Origin of the sequence: Cupriavidus sp. SK-3, from assembly GCF_000611145.1 — a bacterium.
Taxonomy (GTDB): domain Bacteria; phylum Pseudomonadota; class Gammaproteobacteria; order Burkholderiales; family Burkholderiaceae; genus Cupriavidus.
Genome location: NZ_JFJV02000291.1, coordinates 1 through 15679 on the forward strand (window position 1 = coordinate 1; position 15679 = coordinate 15679).

Here is a 15679-nt window from a genome sequence, read left to right on the forward strand (position 1 = left end):
GCGGCTTGGTCGGCGTGACCGAGATCTTGCCCGGCGTCGGAAACTCGTGATATTCCAGGGCAGCTTTGCGCAGCGCCTCACGCTGCTGCTGCTTCAGGTCTTCTGGGGGCGTGGGCTGCTGGGGACTGGTCATCGGCGCATCTTCCGGTCGGTGGAGCCGTTATTGACGTTACTGGAAACGAAATGGCGGGCCGGCTCCACGTACCCGCGGTCTCTTCCTCTGGAACCCCGCATTTTATATTGTGAAATATTATTTCACAATAAGCGTTTTGCGCGGAGCACCTTTGCGTTTCGGTACAATATGCCGCAAGCCGCCAGGGCTGACCAGCAGGGCGAAACCCGCCCCGGCGTGGTCCTGGAGCCGGGATGTGAGCCACACCGGCGAGCTGCCGCCCCGCATGACGCCAGCTTGCCACCGCAAGCCATTCGTGTGGCGGTATTACCCAGCCCTTCCCAGAATCTCCGCCGCCTCGAACCTCCCCATGCCCGAAACCTCCAGCGCCCAGCTCTCCGAGTTCGACCTGATCCGCCGTTTCTTTACCCGGCCCGCGCGCAAGGCCGTGCTGGGTGTGGGCGACGACTGCGCGCTGATCGAGGGGCGGCCCGGGCATCACCTGGCCATCAGCACCGACATGCTGGTCAGCGGACGCCACTTCTTCCCCGACGTGGCGCCGCGGACGCTGGGCCACAAGGCGCTGGCCGTCAACCTGTCCGACCTGGCGGCCATGGGCGCGGAACCCCGCGCGTTCACGCTGGCGCTGGCCTTGCCCGAAGCCGATCCCGAGTGGCTGGCCGAACTGGCCGCGGGCATGCTGGAACTGGCCGATGCCCACGGCTGCGAGCTGATCGGCGGCGACACCACGCGCGGCCCCCTCACGCTGAGCCTGACGGTGTTCGGCGACGTGCCCGCGCACAAGGCACTGCGACGCGATGCCGCCCGCCCTGGCGACGACATCTGGATCTCCGGCACACTCGGCGATGCCCGCCTCGCGCTGGGCGACTGCCGCGGCGAATGGCTGCTTCCCGAGCCCGATTTCACCGAGGTGCGCCCGCGCATGGAGACGCCGACGCCGCGCGTGGCGCTGGGCATGGCACTGCGCGGAGTGGCTCATGCCGCACTAGATATCTCCGACGGCCTGGTTGGCGACCTCGGCCATATCCTGGAACGCTCCCAGGTGGGCGCCCTGCTCAACGTCGATGCCCTGCCGCGCTCGGAGGTGATGGCCGCCCAACCCGAGGCGCGCCAGCTGGAATGCACGCTGGCCGGTGGCGATGACTACGAACTCTGCTTCACCGCGCCCGCCGGCACCCGCGATGCCGTCGCCGCCATCGGCGCGCGGCTGGGGCTGCCGCTGACGCGTGTCGGCGCCATCACCCCCGAACCCGGCTTGCGCCTGGTCAACGAGGACGGCAACCCGAGCGCTTACTCGGGCAGCAGCTTCGACCACTTCGCTTCCTCCTGACAAGCCAGTGTCCGCCGTGTCATGATGCAGCCATGCCGGGCGCCAGACCCTGCCCGGACCCGTTGTCCGGAAAAATCCCATCCGAACCATACGAGCCAATCCTTGATGTCCGCCTACCCGCCCGGGCCTTCCGCGCACGATCCCGCCCTGACCCTGGAAGCCGGCCAGGCCGCCAAGGTCCTGCGCCCCACGGCGCGCTTCATGCTCTCCCACCCCGCCCACCTGATCGCGCTGGGCTTCGGCTCCGGCCTGTCGCCGGTTGGCCCCGGCACGGTCGGCACCCTGTATGCGTGGCTGTCATACCTGGTGATCTCGATGTGGGTGCAGCCGGAAGCCTGGCTATGGCTGATCGCCGGCGGCTTCCTGCTAGGGCTCTGGGCCTGCGCCCGCACCGCGCGAGACATGGGCGTGCACGACCACGGCAGCATGGTCTGGGACGAAATCGTGGCGTTCTGGCTGGTCATGGCCTTTGTGATGCCGACCGGATTCTGGGGCCAGCTTGCGGCCTTCCTGTGGTTCCGCCTGTTCGATATCGCCAAGCCAGCGCCGATCGGGCATCTCGACCGCACGCTCAAGGGACCCGGCCTGCGCGGCGGTTTCGGCGTCATGTTCGACGATGTGATGGCCGCCTTTTACACGCTGCTGGTGTTCGCCCTGTGGCGTTCGCTGTAATCCGCACTTCCCGCAACCCTTACTGAATCCGCCATCATGTCCGTCAGCCGCTTGCTCGACCAGCTTGCTGTCCAGGTCGGTATTTCCCTGAACGAGAAGTCGCTGTTGCTCGCTACGGCGGAGTCCTGCACCGGCGGGCTCGTGGCCGCTGCCATAACGGATGTATCGGGTTCGTCAGGCTGGTTCGAGCGCGGCTTCGTCACCTACTCGAACGAGGCCAAGTCGACCATGCTGGGGGTGCCGGCCAAGCTGATCCGCGATCACGGCGCGGTCAGCGAAGAGGTGGCGCGCGCCATGGCCGAAGGCGCCCTGCTCAACAGCCGCGCCCAGGTGGCGCTGTCCATCACCGGCGTGGCCGGACCGACCGGCGGCACGCCGGAGAAGCCGGTTGGCATGGTTTGCTTCGGCTGGAGCAACCGCATCACCACCACGGTGGAAACGCAGCGCTTTCGCGGAGACCGCCAGCAGATCCGCCGCCAGGCCGCCGAGTACGCCATCCGCGGTCTGCTGGAACTGGTCCGCAACGAGGCCTGAGGCACGCAGCGGCCTGACGGCCGCCAACGATGCGGCGGTTCAGCCCTGGCGGTAGCGGTTGATGGTTTCGCGTGTCTGCAGCGCGACGTTGCGCGCGGCGCTGGCGAAATCCTTCTCGCGGCTGGCATAGAGGATGGCGCGCGAGGAATTGATCATCATGCCGGTACCAGCGGCAGTTCGCCCGGCGCGAACGGTAGCCTCGATATCACCGCCCTGGGCACCGATGCCCGGGATCAGTAGCGGCATGTCGCCCACGATCTCTCGCACCTTGGCAATCTCCGCGGGGAAGGTCGCCCCCACCACCAGCGACATCTGGCCGTTGGTATTCCAGCGCGTGGCGGCCGCTTCGGCAACCACCTGGTACACGGGCTTGCCGTCCACCGGCAGGAACTGCACATCCGAGCCGCCAGGATTGGAGGTGCGGCACAGCACGATCACGCCGCGATCGGGATACGCCAGGTAGGGCTCCATCGAATCCAGGCCCATGTACGGATTGACCGTGACCGCATCGGCACGGTAGCGCTCGAAGGCTTCGATGGCGTATTGCTGCGCGGTCGAGCCGATATCTCCGCGCTTGGCGTCCAGGATCACGGGAATTCCGGGGTGGGCGTCATGGATATAGGCGATCAGCTGCTCAAGCTGGTCTTCGGCCCGCTGCGCCGCAAAATAGGCAATCTGCGGCTTGAAGGCGCAGACCAGGTCGGCGGTGGCGTCAACGATCTCGCGGCAGAAGGAGAAAATGGCGCCGCCCGCGCCCGTCATCGACAGGGGCAGCTTGCCGGGATCGGGGTCGAGCCCGACGCATAGGAGGGAATCGTTGCGCTGCCAGGCTGCAGCCAACTGCTCGGTGAAAGTCATGGAATGCTCGCTAATCTGGGTCGGCCGCATCGGCTGCGCGCCGAGCCCTGTGGGCCGGGTCGGCGCTCCCCCGCGGCAACAGTCGTTCTGTGATTTTACCCGTTGCGTGCTATCTTCTGCCGTTCTTCCTCGATACAAAGAGCGGCGTCGCACACAGCCGCCACCCCGCCATGTCTCTCGACCGCCGCAGCCTGGCGCTGCTCGTCATCCTCACACTCGCCTGGGGCATCAACTGGCCCATCATGAAACTCGGCGTGGCGCAGTTCCCGGCGATGGGATTCCGCCTGCTCTGCATGGCCGGCGGCGTGCTGGCGCTGGGGCTGGCCTTGCGCCTGCGCGGCGAATCGCTGCGGGTCCCGGCGGGGCAGTGGCCGACCGTGATCAAGCTGGCGATACCCAACATGGTGTTCTGGCATCTGCTGGCGATCTGCGCCGTCAAGATGCTGTCCTCCGGGCGCGCCGCCATCCTAGGCTACACCATGCCGATCTGGGCCGTGGTCTGGGGCCTGGTGCTGTTCCGCGAACGCATTGGCGCCGCCGCCTGGATCGGCATCGCCTGCGCGCTGGCCGGCACCGCGCTGCTGCTGTCTGGCGAGATCGCGGCGCTGACCGGCAGCCCGGGCGGCACCCTGCTGATGCTGGGCGCCGCGGCCGGCTGGGGCCTGGGCACGCAGATGATGAAGCGCAGCAAGATCGAAATGCCGATCGGCGTGCTGACCTTCTGGATGCTGGTGGTCACGCTGCCCTTCCTGCTGCTCGGCACGCTGCTGCTCGAGCACGGCTGGCGCCTGCCCAATGCCGTGGAATGGGGGGCGATCGCCTATAACGCGGTAGTGGTGTTCGCCTACTGCCATCTCGTCTGGTTCATGCTGGCGCGCAGCCTGCCGCCGGTGGTGTCGAGCCTGTCGATGATGTTCATCCCGGTGGTCGGTGTGTTCTCGGGCATGTGGATGCTGGGCGAGCAGCCGCACTGGCAGGACTATGCCGCGATCGTGCTGATGTTCGCCGCCATGGCCTCGGTGCTGCTGGTGCCGCTGTTGCGCCGCTGGCGCCGAAGCGCGCGGGCGGCATGACGGCAACACTGTGCGCCGGGGCCTGCATTCACCCAGATTTCACTTAACAAGCCCCCCTCGTTGGGCTACACTCGCGGCCATCATAATCCCGGAGAAACTACGTGGGCAGTAGCATCGGGTGTTCGTGTTGCCGCAGCCAGATTGCGATCGCACCGAATGCCATGTCACTGCGGGCTGCGTAACGACGACCGCCGGAGCCGGACCATCCCGCTCCACCGCCTCGTCGGACTCGCCCGCAGCACATACTGCGGGTGAGTGTTCTTCCGTGCCCCTGACGGCCGCCGCCGCGCGCGCCGCCTCGTCCCGGACTTTCCCTCTCCCGGCTTGCCAGCCATGAACGGCAAACGCCATCGCCTTGCACGCTCGCAAAAGCGCGCAGCGCGATCACGCTTGCCAGCGGGCTTATGCTTCGCCATTGCGCGCGAAGCGTGGGCTCGCCCAGGGCCGGCCAAGCCTAGCCTGCGCGTTTCTTCGCCAAACGCAACAAGGAAGCCCTGGGATGATCAACCTGTTCGTCCTGCAGAAAGGCCGGCTCGCACAGGAGCAGGTCGACGATCGCAATGAACTTCTGCAGCACAAGCCGATCTGGATCGACGTCATCAGCCCCGATGAAGAAGAACTCGCCTGGATCAAGGAAGCGTACGGCGTAGCCCTGCCGGAACTGGAAGACCTGGGCGACCTGGAAGCCTCGGCCCGCTACTTCGAGGGCGAAGACGAGAACATCCATATCCGCACTGACTTCCTGCTCGACGAGGAAGAGATCTCGCGCAACGTGCGCGTGGCGTTCGTGCTGACCCGCGACGTGCTGTTTTCCATCCACGACGAAGACCTGCCGGTGTTCCGGCTGGTGCGGTTGCGCGCGCGCATGCGGCCGGGTTCGGTGCGCAACGCCAAGGATGTGCTGATGGATCTGTACGCCACCGATGCGGAATACTCGGCGGACTCCATCGAGGAAGTCTACGAACGGCTGGAGGAAGCCAGCAAGCGCGTGCTGGCCGAAAACGTGACCGATGCCGCCGCCGCCGACGTGCTGGAAACCATCGCCCGCGAGGAAGACCTGAACGGCCGCATCCGCCGCAACGTCATGGATACGCGCCGCGCGGTCTCCTTCCTGATGCGCAGCCAGTTGCTGTCGGCCGAGCAGCAGGACGAAGCCCGCCAGATCCTGCGCGATATCGACTCCATCGAGAACCACACCGCGTTCCTGTTCGACAAGATCAACTTCCTGATGGATGCCACGGTCGGCTTCATCAACATCAACCAGAACAAGATCATCAAGCTGTTCTCGGTGGTGTCGGTGGCGCTGATGCCGCCCACGCTGATCGCCAGCATCTACGGCATGAACTTCAAGCTGATGCCGGAACTGGACTGGTCTGCGGGCTATCCGTGGGCGATCGGGCTGATGGCGGTGTCGGCGGCGATTCCGCTGGTGTATTTCAAGCGCAAAGGCTGGCTGAGCTGAGTGGCGGCGCGGCTGCCGCCGCGCTCAGTCCGGCAGCGTGGCCGCGCCCATGCGGCGCGCGATGATATTGGCCTTGGCCTTGAAGTTCACGCGCACATTGGCGCAGTACTGCTTCTTGTCGAAGCACTTCGGCGCCGGCAGCGCGGCGGCCAGGCGCGCTGCCTGGCCCACGCTCAGCCTGGCCGCGCTGGTCTTGAAGTAGTGCTGGGCAGCAGCCTCGACCCCGAATACACCTTCGCCCCACTCCACTGAATTCAGGTAGATCTCGAAGATACGCTGCTTGTCGAGCCAGAACTCGAGCATCCAGGTAATGGCCAGCTCCTGCCCCTTGCGCAGGTAATGCTGCTCTGACGAGAGAAAAAGGTTCTTCGCCAGTTGCTGGGTAATGGTGGAGCCGCCGCGCACGATGTGGCCGCGCTTCTTGTTGCGCTCCCACGCTTCGAGCATGGCGTCGAGTTCGTAGCCGGGATGGTTGACGAAGTCGGCGTCCTCGCTGGCGATCACCGCGCGCTTGAGGCTGCGCGAGATATCGTCATAGCCGACCCAGCGGCGGTCCACCTGGCAGCTCCAGAAATGAAAGCCGCACAGCCGCCACTGCTCGGCCCGCATGAACGCCGTGGACGACGGGTTCACGTATTGCCAGGCAGCGATCTGCAGGAAGAAGTAGACCTGCATCGCCAGCACGCCGGCGATCAGCGTGCCGAGCAGGTAGGCGAGCCAGCGCAGCGGGTTCAGACCGCCGCCGCGCGTGGCAGGACCCGAACGGTCGGTGCGCTTGCGCTCAGCCATGTTGATGCCTGCAGGCCGCAGCGCCGCGCTCAACGCGCGGCTTCGGCCTGGAGTTCGGCGCGCAGCGCTGCCAGCACGGGGGCGGTGGCAGGCCGCACGCCGCGCCAGTTGTAGAAGGCTTCGGCGGCCTGCTCGACCAGCATGCCCAGCCCATCCGCGGTGCGCGCGCCGCATTGGGCGGCGAACTTCAGGAACACCGTGGGCTCGGCGCCGTACATCATGTCGTAGGCGAGCACATCCTTGCCCAGCAGTTCCGCCGGCACCGGCGGCAGTTCGCCCTGCAGGCTGCTGCTGGTGGCATTGATCACCACGTCGCAGGCGTCGTCCTCGGACAAACCCGCGAGCGCGTCGAAGCCGCCGCCCCACAATTCCACGCCGTACTCGTCGGCCTGCTGAGCCACGTTTTCCAGGATGTCGCTGGCGCGCTGGGGTGTGCGGTTGGCCACCACGATGCGATCGGGCCGGCAGGCAATCAGCGGCAGCATGGCGCCCATGGCCGCGCCGCCGGCGCCCAGCAACAGGATGCGCTTGCCTTCGAGCAAGGTATCGAGATTGATCTCGATGTCCCGCGTGAGGCCGACGCCGTCGGTGTTATCGCCGTGGATCACGCCGTCCTCGATCCACATGGTATTGACCGCGCCGGCGCTTTCGGCGCGCGGCGTCAGGCGCTCAGCCAGATCATAGGCTTCGAGCTTGAAGGGCACGGTCACGTTCAGGCCGTGGCCACCACCCTCGAAGAAGGCGCGCACGGTGGCAACGAATCCGTCCAGCGGCGCCAGCAGGCGCTCGTACTCGACGGCCTCGCCGGTCTGCTGCGCGAAGGCGGCATGGATGGCGGGCGAGCGGCTGTGTGCGATGGGATTGCCGATCACCACATAGCGGTCGGCCTGGGTCTGGGATTGCATAGTCGTAGTAGAGGACATCATCGGGCCTGTAAGCGAGTTTCCAGCCCACTGCGCGAAAACTTGAAGGTGGAGATGACTTCGAGAATATCCTGGCGCGCCTGCATCTGCGCGGAGAACTGGCCAAACGGCGCCGCGGCCCGCACGATCGCCACCGCCTGGCGGTCCAGCGCGGGATCGCCCGAGCTCTTGACCACGTCGATGGCATCGATGTTGTAGCCATCGCGGTTATAGCCGAGCTTGCCCTGCCGGTTGACGTTGATCACCAGGATCAGTTGCCCGTACAGCGGCTTGCCGTTGCGCTGGGGAAAATCGGTGGTGCCGCGCGCCTCGATCTTCTGGCGCAGGCGGTCGTAGTACTGCGCATATTCCACTTCCTGTGCGCTGGTGGCGGTGAGCTGATAGCGCTTGGGACGCTTGGCGTATTGCTCGAGGTTGCGGCCGATCTCGGCTTCAAGCTTGGCCATCTCATCGAGCGAGGTACGTTCGTCCTGCCCGCGCAGCGGATGCTCCATGCGCTGCTGGCCGGGCTTGAGCGGCTGGCTGTGCACGGACGGCGCGGCTTCGCGCGACTGCGTCATCAGGCGCTGCTGCTCCTGCTCCATCTGCGCCACGCGGCGCTGCATCTGGCGCACCAGGTCGCCGTCCTTGGTGACGGTCTGGGCCGGCAGTGGCGTGGTCGCGCGCTGCCGGTCCTGCTCGCCGCCACCGTCGAGATTGGCCTGGGCCAGCACGGTGGGATTCTGCGGACGCTGCGCCGACTTGGAATTGACCAGCACCACGTCGAGCGCGGCATCGGTGCGCTTGATCTCGAACGCCTCCGGCGCCACCACACGCACGGTCAGCAGCAGAACATGGGCAAGCACCGAGACGGCCAGCGCCTTGGCCATCGTGCTGCTGGCGTTCCACCACTGGCGGGGAGAAAAAGCGGCTTTCACGATGGGCGGGACGTTGGCTGGACGGCGTCGATGGGACAAGACCGGGGCCGGGGTCGGTCGGACCCCGGTTCAGACTGCGATTGTAAGGGAGCGCCTCGTTTTTTCCGAGAACCTCAGCCCGCGCCGCCGGCGCCGGTGTCGCGTGTCTCCGACGAAGCGCCTTCGCTTGTGGCACCTTCGGCACTCGCGGCGTCGCCCTCGGCGCTGCCTTCCGCGGCCGCGTCGGCGGCCACGCCCTCGGCGGCGGCTTCGGCTGCCTCCTCGGCGGCAGCTTCAGCGGCGGCTTCGGCCGACACTTCGCTGGCTTCGTCGTCGCCTTCCAGTTCTTCCGACGGCAATTCGCCTTCGCCGGCAAAGATCTCCAGGACCCGGCACGACACCTCCAGCGAGATTTCGTCGGTTGCGCCGATTTCCAGCAGCACCTGGGTTCCGCGCGAGGCCTGGACCAGTTCGGGCACGCGCGTGACCAGCGGGATCTCGGCAAAGCGCACCGCGCCTTCCTTGAGCACCGAGCCCATCAGGCGTTCGCGCTTTTCCTGTTGCAGCCAGCGCAGGCACCAGTAGCGTTCCATGGTCGACTGGTGATCGGCATAAGCGGCGTAGGTACCTTCGAAGTCGGCTACGGCAGCCAGCAGGTCGGAATCCTTGGGCTTGAACGGCGCCACCAGCTTGGCCGTGATGCCATGCTGGGCCACCGCCAGGATCTGCCACTGGTTGACCAGGTCGACATAGCGCCGCAGCGGCGAAGTGCTCCAGGCGTACTGCGCCACGCCCAGCCCTTCATGCGGGGCCGGATAGGTCTGCATGCGGGTGCGGTGCATGCCCCAGGCCTTCTGCGTGCGGTAGATGCCCGGCACGCCGTGGTCTGCGAGCAGCTTGCCCCAGGTGCTGTTGGCCAGGATCATCAGCTCGGCCACGATCTTGTCGAGCGGAGAGCCGCGCCGGCGCTGCTCGATGCGCACGCGCTCGCTGCCGTCGGCCAGTTCGTCGAGGTAGAAGTTGTAGTCGGCGCGGTTGTGCGACTCGGGCCGCAGCCCGCTCGCCAGGCGCGCCTTCTGGCGTTCGTCGTGCAACCACCCGGAGAAGTGCCACAACTGGGTCAGCGCCTCGCGGAACGGGTAGTCGCCGGTGCCTGCGGCAAGCGCTGCCTCGGTCACCACGTCCTCAAGCAGGTTGTGGCGCAGGTTGGCCGCGATCATGACCATTTCGGCACGAGTCTCGCTGCTGACGATGGCCTGCTGGGCCGGATCGTAGACCACGTACAGCGACAAGGCCGGGCACTCGCGCCCTTCCTGCAGCGTGTAGCGCTCCACCACGTCGTCGGGCAGCATGGTGATCTTGTCGCCGGGGAAATACACGGTCGACAAGCGCTGGCGCGCCACGGCATCGAGCGGCTCGCCACGGCGGATGCCGAGGCCGGGGGCCGCGATATGGATGCCCACGCGGATCTTGCCACCGTCGAGTGGCGTGACCGACAGCGCATCGTCGATTTCAGTGGTAGTGACGTCGTCGATGGAAAACGCCTCCACGTCAGCGCGCGGCAGGTCGCCGACGGGTTCCGGCACGGGCACGTCGGGAAAGCCCGTGCCCTTGGGAAAGCATTCGGAGAGGAATTTGGCCTCATGCAGCGCGCGCGGGCTGGCAATGCCGCCCACTGCCACCATCAGCCGCATCGGCGACATGCCAAGCGCCGTGCAGGCGGCGTCCATCGCCTTGTATTCGAGGCTGTTCTTGTCGGGCTTGAACAGCAGCTGCAGTGCCTTGCCGCGGAAGGCGTCGGGCAACGTCATGGCCTTGAGCTGGGCTTCGTATTCGGCCTGCACCAGGGCTTGCTGCTTCTTGCGTTCGAGTGCGGCGAGCGCTGCCTTGAGCTGGTCTTCCGGCGCGCGCTGGTAGCGCCCACGCCCCTTGCGGCGGAAATAGACCGGATTGCCGTGCAGCGCCTGCGCCAGCGCAGCTTGCTGCACCACGCTCGCCGCCGCGCCGAAATACTCGGCGGCCAGGTCGGTGAATCCGAATTCTTCCTCGGACGCGCATTCCCACAGGAACGGCAGGTCGATCTCGCCGGCCAGCTCGGCGGTCTGGCGCACCAGCTCGATCGCTGACGGCTGCGCGAACTGCAACAGTACGTCACGCGACTTGACCTTGGTGCGCTTGCCCGCGGGCAGCTCCACCTGGTACGACTCGCCCTGCTGGGTCAGCACGGTGCCGGCGCGAATCTCGCCGCCTTCTTCGAACAGCAACTGCATGGATCGGTACTTTCAGAAATGCCGGGAACCGTTCTGGAAAACAAGCGCCCTGGCGCTTTGTAACGCCTGTGGGAACGGCCCGGTGAGAGAAATGGTGCAAGGCCGCCCTCAGGCGAGACGGCAACCGGACCTGAGATGATACCGCACCGCGCCGGCCGCAAGCCCGGCGCGGGTCAAGCTGTTACAGCGACATGCCGCCGCTGGCCTCGATCGCCACGCCATTGACGTAGCTGGCGTCGTCGCTGGCCAGGAAGGTATAGATGCTGGCGATTTCCGCCGGTTCGGCCAGCCGGCGCAGCCAGCAGGACGATTTCATGCCGTCGAGCACCTTCTCCGGCACGGTCTGCAGGATCTCGGTCGCGACGAAGCCCGGGCAAACCGCGTTGACGCGCACGCCCTTGGGACCCAGCTCGCGCGCCCACGTCTTGGTAAAGCCGATCACGCCGAATTTGCTGGCCGCATAGTTGGTCTGGCCGAAGTTGCCGTACAGGCCCACCACACTGGATGCATTAAGGATCACACCACTGCCCTGCTCGGTCATGATCGAAGCCACCGCCTGCGCGCAATTGAATACGCCCTTGAGGTTGACGTCAATTACCGCGTCGAACTGAGCCTCGCTCATCTTGGCCAGCCGCGCATCCTTGGTGATGCCGGCGTTGTTGACGAGGATATCGATGCGGCCGTGCTTGGCGAGCGTGGCCGCGACCATGGCGTCTACTTCGTCGCGGCGCGTCACATCGACCTTGAAGGCACTGACGGTGGCACCCGTCGCGGCGAGGGTCGCGGCGGCGGCACGCACGCGCTCTTCCTGCACGTCGCAAAGCATCACCAGCGCGCCTTCTGCGGCAAAGCGCTGCGCGGTGGCAAAGCCGATGCCGGCGGCAGCGCCGGTGATGATGGCAACACGTCCCTGCAATTTCATGATGTCGGTCTCTTCTTCTTGGTAGTGGTCGTGGGATGTTCTTGCTTTGGATGGGTACTTGCGAGCTACTGGTCCGAACCGCCCTGATCGGACGCGGGCGCATTCGGGCTTTCCGGCGCGGGCCGCTCCCGCAGGTCCGGCAGGAATACCTCGGTCACCAGCATGACCCCGCCCCCGCGCCGGAAGACCGAGCGCCGCGCCGGCAACATGGAGGACGGCGGCAGTTCGCGCATCGCCGGCACCGCCTGCTCCAGCCGGCGCCTCAACGGGTGATGCGGCAACAAGCGCGCAAATGAAAACGGCTCACGCAGCACGCGGGGATCGACAAACAGCGCACCGCCCAGGGGGCGCTCGCCCAAGCCGCGCAGGAACGGCCAGTCGCGCCGGGCATGGTCGGGTTTCACCGCCGTATGGGCAAAGATGGCCGGGACGCCATCGCAGACCAGCAGTACCTCCCGCGCCAGCGCGCGATGGCGCGCGGGCAGGCCCAGCGCCTGCCATTCGTCGGCCAGGGCAAGCTCCATGCGCTGCGCCAGGCAACGCACCCGGAACCGGCTCGACGCCGCCACCAGCCGTGCAGTCAGCGAGCCGTCACCAGTGACCCAGCGGCGCAGGTTCGCGCCGATGGCGAGATCGTCGGGTAAGTGGGAGTGCCAACCGCTGCGGCGCACATGCGCCCCGCTCATACCGCGCTCATGCCTGCGGCTCCGGGTTGGCCGGGCTGATCTGTCCACCGGGACCATAGCCGCAGAAGGCCAGGACTTCGTCGACGTAGCCGGCGAATTCGCTGATGCCGTGGTCGCTGCCCTCGATAACGCGCGTATGCGCGCCGGGGAACGCCGCCAGCATCTCGCGATAGTCCAGCACCTCGTCGCCGGTGGCGGCCATGAGGAAATAGCGTTCCGGCCGGGTGATGGCCTCGACCCGCAACGCCAGCAGTTCGTCCAGGTGATGCCGTTCCACGCGCACCGAACCGCCGCCGTGCCAGAGCGGCTGGTCGCCCAGGTAACGCTCGAGGTCGGTCCACGGATGCACCGCCGGGTTAAGCAGCACCGCGCGGCAGCCGTGGCGCTCGGCCAGCCAGCGGGCATAGAAACCGCCCAGCGAAGACCCGATGATGGTGAGCTGCTGCGCGCCGCCCGCCTGGGATGCTGCGATCGCCGCTTCCGCCTGGGCGATGGCCGCCGCCGGCGACACATTCAGCACGGGGCAGGCGTAATAGCGCCCAACGCCCCATTCACGCATGCGCTCCTGGACCAGCCGCGCCTTGAACGACTGCGGCGAGGAGCGAAAACCGTGCAGGTACAACAACATGCCGGCCCCCGCTCAGGCTGTGGCGCCGGCGGCGAAGGCATCCAGCAGCTTCTGGTGCACGCCGCCGAAACCGCCGTTGCTCATCACCAGCACGTGGTCGCCAGGGCGTGCCGCGGCGCGCACCGCCCGCACCAGCGCGGGAAGATCGCTGAAGGCGGCAGCCCGCTCGCCCAGCGGCGCCAGTGATTCAGCCAGGTCCCAGCCCAGGGCATCCTTGCCGCTGGCCGCGCCGTAGCCGAACACGAGGTCGGCCGCCTCCAGGCTGGCCGGCAGTTGCGCCTTCATGACGCCCAGCTTCATGGTGTTCGAGCGCGGCTCCAGCACGGCCAGGATGCGCGCCCCGCCAACCCGCTTGCGCAGGCCGTCGAGCGTGGTCTGGATCGCGGTGGGATGGTGGGCAAAGTCGTCATAGACCGTGATGCCGTCGACCACGCCCCGCACTTCCATGCGGCGCTTGACGTTAGCAAAGCGCGACAGGGAATCGATCGCCTGGGCCGGCGGCACGCCCACATGCCTTGCCGCCGCGATCGCAGCCAGCGCGTTCAGGCGGTTATGCGTGCCCTGCAAGTCCCAGGTGAGCCGTCCCTGCAGCGCCTCGCCGAACCAGACATCGAAGCTGTCTTGCGCCGCGCCGCCAGTGGCGCCGGCAGGCTCCCCGGCACGCCAGTCGCCCATGCCGAACTGCTCCGTCTCGCTCCAGCAGCCCCGCTCCAGCACGCGCGCCAGACTCTCTTCCGCCCCGTTGACGATCAGGCGGCCCTGCTCCGGCACGGTTCGCACGAGGTGGTGGAACTGGGTCTCGATCGCGGCAAGATCCGGGAAGATGTCGGCGTGATCGTATTCCAGGTTATTCAGGATGGCCGTGCGCGGACGGTAGTGGACAAACTTGCTGCGCTTGTCGAAGAACGCCGTATCGTATTCATCGGCTTCGATCACGAAGAAATCGGACTCGGTCACGCGCGCCGACACCCCAAAGTTCTGGGGCACGCCGCCAACCAGGAAACCCGGGTTGTAGCCCGCATCCTCCAGGATCCAGGCCAGCATGGAAGTCGTTGTGGTCTTGCCGTGGGTTCCCGCCACCGCCAGCGTCCATTTGCCGCGCAGCACATGCTCGCCCAGCCACTGCGGGCCGGATGTATAGGGCAGGTTGCGGTTGAGGATGGCTTCCATCAGCGGATTACCGCGCGAGACCACATTGCCGATCACGAACAGATCCGGCGCCAGCGCCAGCTGGTTCGGATCGAAGCCCTCGATCAGTTCGATGCCCTGGGCCTCGAGCTGCGTGCTCATGGGCGGATAGACATTGGCATCGCAACCGGTCACGCGGTGGCCAGCCTGCTTGGCCAGTACGGCAAGGCCGCCCATGAATGTGCCGCAGATACCGAGGATGTGAATATGCATGGGATTTGGGATTCGGCGGGCCTGGGCGGCCGGGCCTGTGGCTTCTGAATGAGGGGGAATTGTACCTGAGGGGGGCAGGGGGAATCCCGAGGGATGCCTGCGGCACCGGGCGGAAATCCACTTCCGTAGGGTCCCCAGCGAGCCCCGGAAGCCGTTCGGTTCGAGCCGTGCAACCCGCCCCGGAAGGTCGCTCCCCGCAGGGGGAGCCGTCTTTGACTTTGAAGTTAAACCGCTAAAGCTGGCTTTAACGTGAAATCCGCCAGCCAACGGAATCTGAAGCCCCCCAACCCACTCTAAAAAACCAGACCCCGCCCGGGGCGCCTCCCCCAATCCCTCCGGTATCATCCCCACATGCCCCGCCGCCCCACCCTGGACCCCATCCGCCTGCGCGAAGAAATTGCGCAGGCCGCCGCCCGCATGATCGCGGAAGACGGTGCCGACTACGCCACCGCCAAGCGCAAGGCCGCGCGCCAGTTGCTGGGCGACATCCGCGTAACCGGCGAGTGGCTCCCCGACAACGAGATGGTCGAGGCCGAGGTCCGCGCCTATCAGGCGCTGTTCCATTCGGACAGCCAGCCGCGCGTGCTGGCGCTCCTGCGCCGCCTGGCCATACTGGCCATGAGTGACCTGGCCGCATTCCGCCCCTACCTGGCCGGGGCGGTACTCAACGGCACTGCCACCGAGCATTCGGACGTCTACCTCCAGTGCTTCTGCGACAGCCCCAAGGACCTCACCCTCCACCTGCTCAATGCCGGTGTCGATTTCGATACCAGCGAAAGCCGGCACTTTGCCGGCCGTGGCGAGGTCGAGACCTTGAGCTTCCTCTGGAAGGGCCAGTGGCCCGCCCAGAGGGAGGCGCGGCTGCTGGCGGGGGAAATCCGCGCCGAGCTTGGCCAGCCCGTTGGCATTCATATAGCGCTGTATGATGCGGATGATGAACGTGGCGCGGTCCGGGCAGATGCCGGCGGCCGTGTTGCCCGTGCCGACCTGAGCGCCGTGCAGGCACTCGCGGCGGCGGCCGCGTCCGACACACCCGACACCCCCGAAGCAGCCTGAGCACCCGAACGGCGCGGTGCCTTCCGTTCCGCCCCGGGCCATTTCT

16 protein-coding genes are annotated in these 15679 nt (G+C 66.7%); 6 read left to right on the top strand and 10 right to left on the bottom strand.

All coding sequences use genetic code 11. The annotated features are described in order from the left end of the window. Positions 1–133, bottom strand: a 133-nt coding sequence (locus CF70_RS35510; protein WP_152561975.1) for a hypothetical protein, incomplete at its 3' end; no start/stop codon positions are given. A gap of 349 nt (positions 134–482) precedes the next feature. Here CF70_RS35510 and thiL point away from each other — a divergent pair. The 3 genes from thiL to CF70_RS32060 all read left to right on the top strand — a co-directional run bounded on the left by thiL (position 483) and on the right by CF70_RS32060 (position 2669). Next, complete coding sequence (gene thiL / locus CF70_RS32050) at positions 483–1463, top strand: thiamine-phosphate kinase (protein ID WP_035875447.1); 981 nt, start codon at positions 483–485, stop codon at positions 1461–1463. Between the two features lie 105 nt (positions 1464–1568). Then, a complete protein-coding gene (locus CF70_RS32055) occupies positions 1569–2135 on the top strand; it encodes a phosphatidylglycerophosphatase A (protein ID WP_035875449.1) in 567 nt (188 codons plus the stop codon). 36 nt (positions 2136–2171) lie between these two features. Further along, entirely contained in the window at positions 2172–2669 is a 498-nt protein-coding gene (locus CF70_RS32060) for a CinA family protein (RefSeq protein WP_035875451.1), read from the top strand. A 39-nt stretch (positions 2670–2708) separates the two neighbouring features. On the opposite strand, the gene pyrF is transcribed toward CF70_RS32060, so the two are convergent. Then, a complete protein-coding gene (pyrF, locus tag CF70_RS32065; RefSeq protein ID WP_035875662.1) occupies positions 2709–3527 on the bottom strand; it encodes an orotidine-5'-phosphate decarboxylase in 819 nt (272 codons plus the stop codon). A 170-nt stretch (positions 3528–3697) separates the two neighbouring features. Here pyrF and CF70_RS32070 point away from each other — a divergent pair, with 170 nt between their 5' ends. Then, positions 3698–4600: a DMT family transporter gene (locus CF70_RS32070; protein WP_035875454.1), complete on the top strand. Its 903-nt coding sequence runs from the start codon at positions 3698–3700 to the stop codon at positions 4598–4600. 499 nt (positions 4601–5099) lie between these two features. After that, positions 5100–6062 carry a magnesium/cobalt transporter CorA gene (gene corA, locus CF70_RS32075; RefSeq protein WP_035875456.1) on the top strand — a complete coding sequence of 321 codons (963 nt, stop codon included), beginning with the start codon at positions 5100–5102 and terminating at the stop codon, positions 6060–6062. Between the two features lie 24 nt (positions 6063–6086). On the opposite strand, the gene mtgA is transcribed toward corA, so the two are convergent. The 8 genes from mtgA to mpl all read right to left on the bottom strand — a co-directional run bounded on the left by mtgA (position 6087) and on the right by mpl (position 14577). Further along, positions 6087–6788: a monofunctional biosynthetic peptidoglycan transglycosylase gene (mtgA, locus tag CF70_RS32080; RefSeq protein ID WP_035875666.1), complete on the bottom strand. Its 702-nt coding sequence runs from the start codon at positions 6786–6788 to the stop codon at positions 6087–6089. Positions 6789–6880: 92 nt separating this feature from the next. Further along, positions 6881–7774: a shikimate dehydrogenase gene (gene aroE, locus CF70_RS32085; RefSeq protein ID WP_081862466.1), complete on the bottom strand. Its 894-nt coding sequence runs from the start codon at positions 7772–7774 to the stop codon at positions 6881–6883. Next, positions 7774–8643: an energy transducer TonB gene (locus tag CF70_RS32090; protein WP_051649336.1), complete on the bottom strand. Its 870-nt coding sequence runs from the start codon at positions 8641–8643 to the stop codon at positions 7774–7776. Before CF70_RS32090 ends, aroE begins: the two co-directional genes overlap by 1 nt. A gap of 161 nt (positions 8644–8804) precedes the next feature. Next, entirely contained in the window at positions 8805–10940 is a 2136-nt protein-coding gene (locus tag CF70_RS32095; protein ID WP_035875462.1) for a ribonuclease catalytic domain-containing protein, read from the bottom strand. A gap of 181 nt (positions 10941–11121) precedes the next feature. Then, positions 11122–11862, bottom strand: coding sequence for a 3-oxoacyl-ACP reductase FabG (fabG, locus tag CF70_RS32100; protein WP_035875464.1), 741 nt, complete (start codon positions 11860–11862; stop codon positions 11122–11124). 65 nt (positions 11863–11927) lie between these two features. Then, on the bottom strand, positions 11928–12548 hold the full coding sequence (locus CF70_RS32105; RefSeq protein ID WP_051649338.1) for a chorismate--pyruvate lyase family protein: 621 nt from the start codon (positions 12546–12548) through the stop codon (positions 11928–11930). 7 nt (positions 12549–12555) lie between these two features. Beyond that, positions 12556–13176 carry a YqiA/YcfP family alpha/beta fold hydrolase gene (locus CF70_RS32110; RefSeq protein WP_035875466.1) on the bottom strand — a complete coding sequence of 207 codons (621 nt, stop codon included), beginning with the start codon at positions 13174–13176 and terminating at the stop codon, positions 12556–12558. A gap of 12 nt (positions 13177–13188) precedes the next feature. Next, positions 13189–14577: a UDP-N-acetylmuramate:L-alanyl-gamma-D-glutamyl-meso-diaminopimelate ligase gene (mpl, locus tag CF70_RS32115; RefSeq protein ID WP_035875468.1), complete on the bottom strand. Its 1389-nt coding sequence runs from the start codon at positions 14575–14577 to the stop codon at positions 13189–13191. A gap of 351 nt (positions 14578–14928) precedes the next feature. Here mpl and CF70_RS32120 point away from each other — a divergent pair, with 351 nt between their 5' ends. Beyond that, a complete protein-coding gene (locus tag CF70_RS32120; RefSeq protein WP_035875470.1) occupies positions 14929–15633 on the top strand; it encodes a hypothetical protein in 705 nt (234 codons plus the stop codon). The last annotated feature ends 46 nt before the right edge of the window (positions 15634–15679 follow it).

Coding starts and splice junctions, on each gene's coding strand:
- pyrF (WP_035875662.1), bottom strand. CDS start 3,527: ATGACTTTCACCGAGCAGTTGGCTGCAGCCTGGCAGCGCAACGATTCC.
- mpl (WP_035875468.1), bottom strand. CDS start 14,577: ATGCATATTCACATCCTCGGTATCTGCGGCACATTCATGGGCGGCCTT.
- CF70_RS32090 (WP_051649336.1), bottom strand. CDS start 8,643: ATGGCCAAGGCGCTGGCCGTCTCGGTGCTTGCCCATGTTCTGCTGCTG.
- thiL (WP_035875447.1), top strand. CDS start 483: ATGCCCGAAACCTCCAGCGCCCAGCTCTCCGAGTTCGACCTGATCCGC.
- aroE (WP_081862466.1), bottom strand. CDS start 7,774: ATGTCCTCTACTACGACTATGCAATCCCAGACCCAGGCCGACCGCTAT.
- CF70_RS32060 (WP_035875451.1), top strand. CDS start 2,172: ATGTCCGTCAGCCGCTTGCTCGACCAGCTTGCTGTCCAGGTCGGTATT.
- CF70_RS32070 (WP_035875454.1), top strand. CDS start 3,698: ATGTCTCTCGACCGCCGCAGCCTGGCGCTGCTCGTCATCCTCACACTC.
- CF70_RS32095 (WP_035875462.1), bottom strand. CDS start 10,940: ATGCAGTTGCTGTTCGAAGAAGGCGGCGAGATTCGCGCCGGCACCGTG.
- corA (WP_035875456.1), top strand. CDS start 5,100: ATGATCAACCTGTTCGTCCTGCAGAAAGGCCGGCTCGCACAGGAGCAG.
- fabG (WP_035875464.1), bottom strand. CDS start 11,862: ATGAAATTGCAGGGACGTGTTGCCATCATCACCGGCGCTGCCGCCGGC.
- CF70_RS32055 (WP_035875449.1), top strand. CDS start 1,569: ATGTCCGCCTACCCGCCCGGGCCTTCCGCGCACGATCCCGCCCTGACC.
- CF70_RS32110 (WP_035875466.1), bottom strand. CDS start 13,176: ATGTTGTTGTACCTGCACGGTTTTCGCTCCTCGCCGCAGTCGTTCAAG.
- CF70_RS32105 (WP_051649338.1), bottom strand. CDS start 12,548: ATGAGCGGGGCGCATGTGCGCCGCAGCGGTTGGCACTCCCACTTACCC.
- CF70_RS32120 (WP_035875470.1), top strand. CDS start 14,929: ATGCCCCGCCGCCCCACCCTGGACCCCATCCGCCTGCGCGAAGAAATT.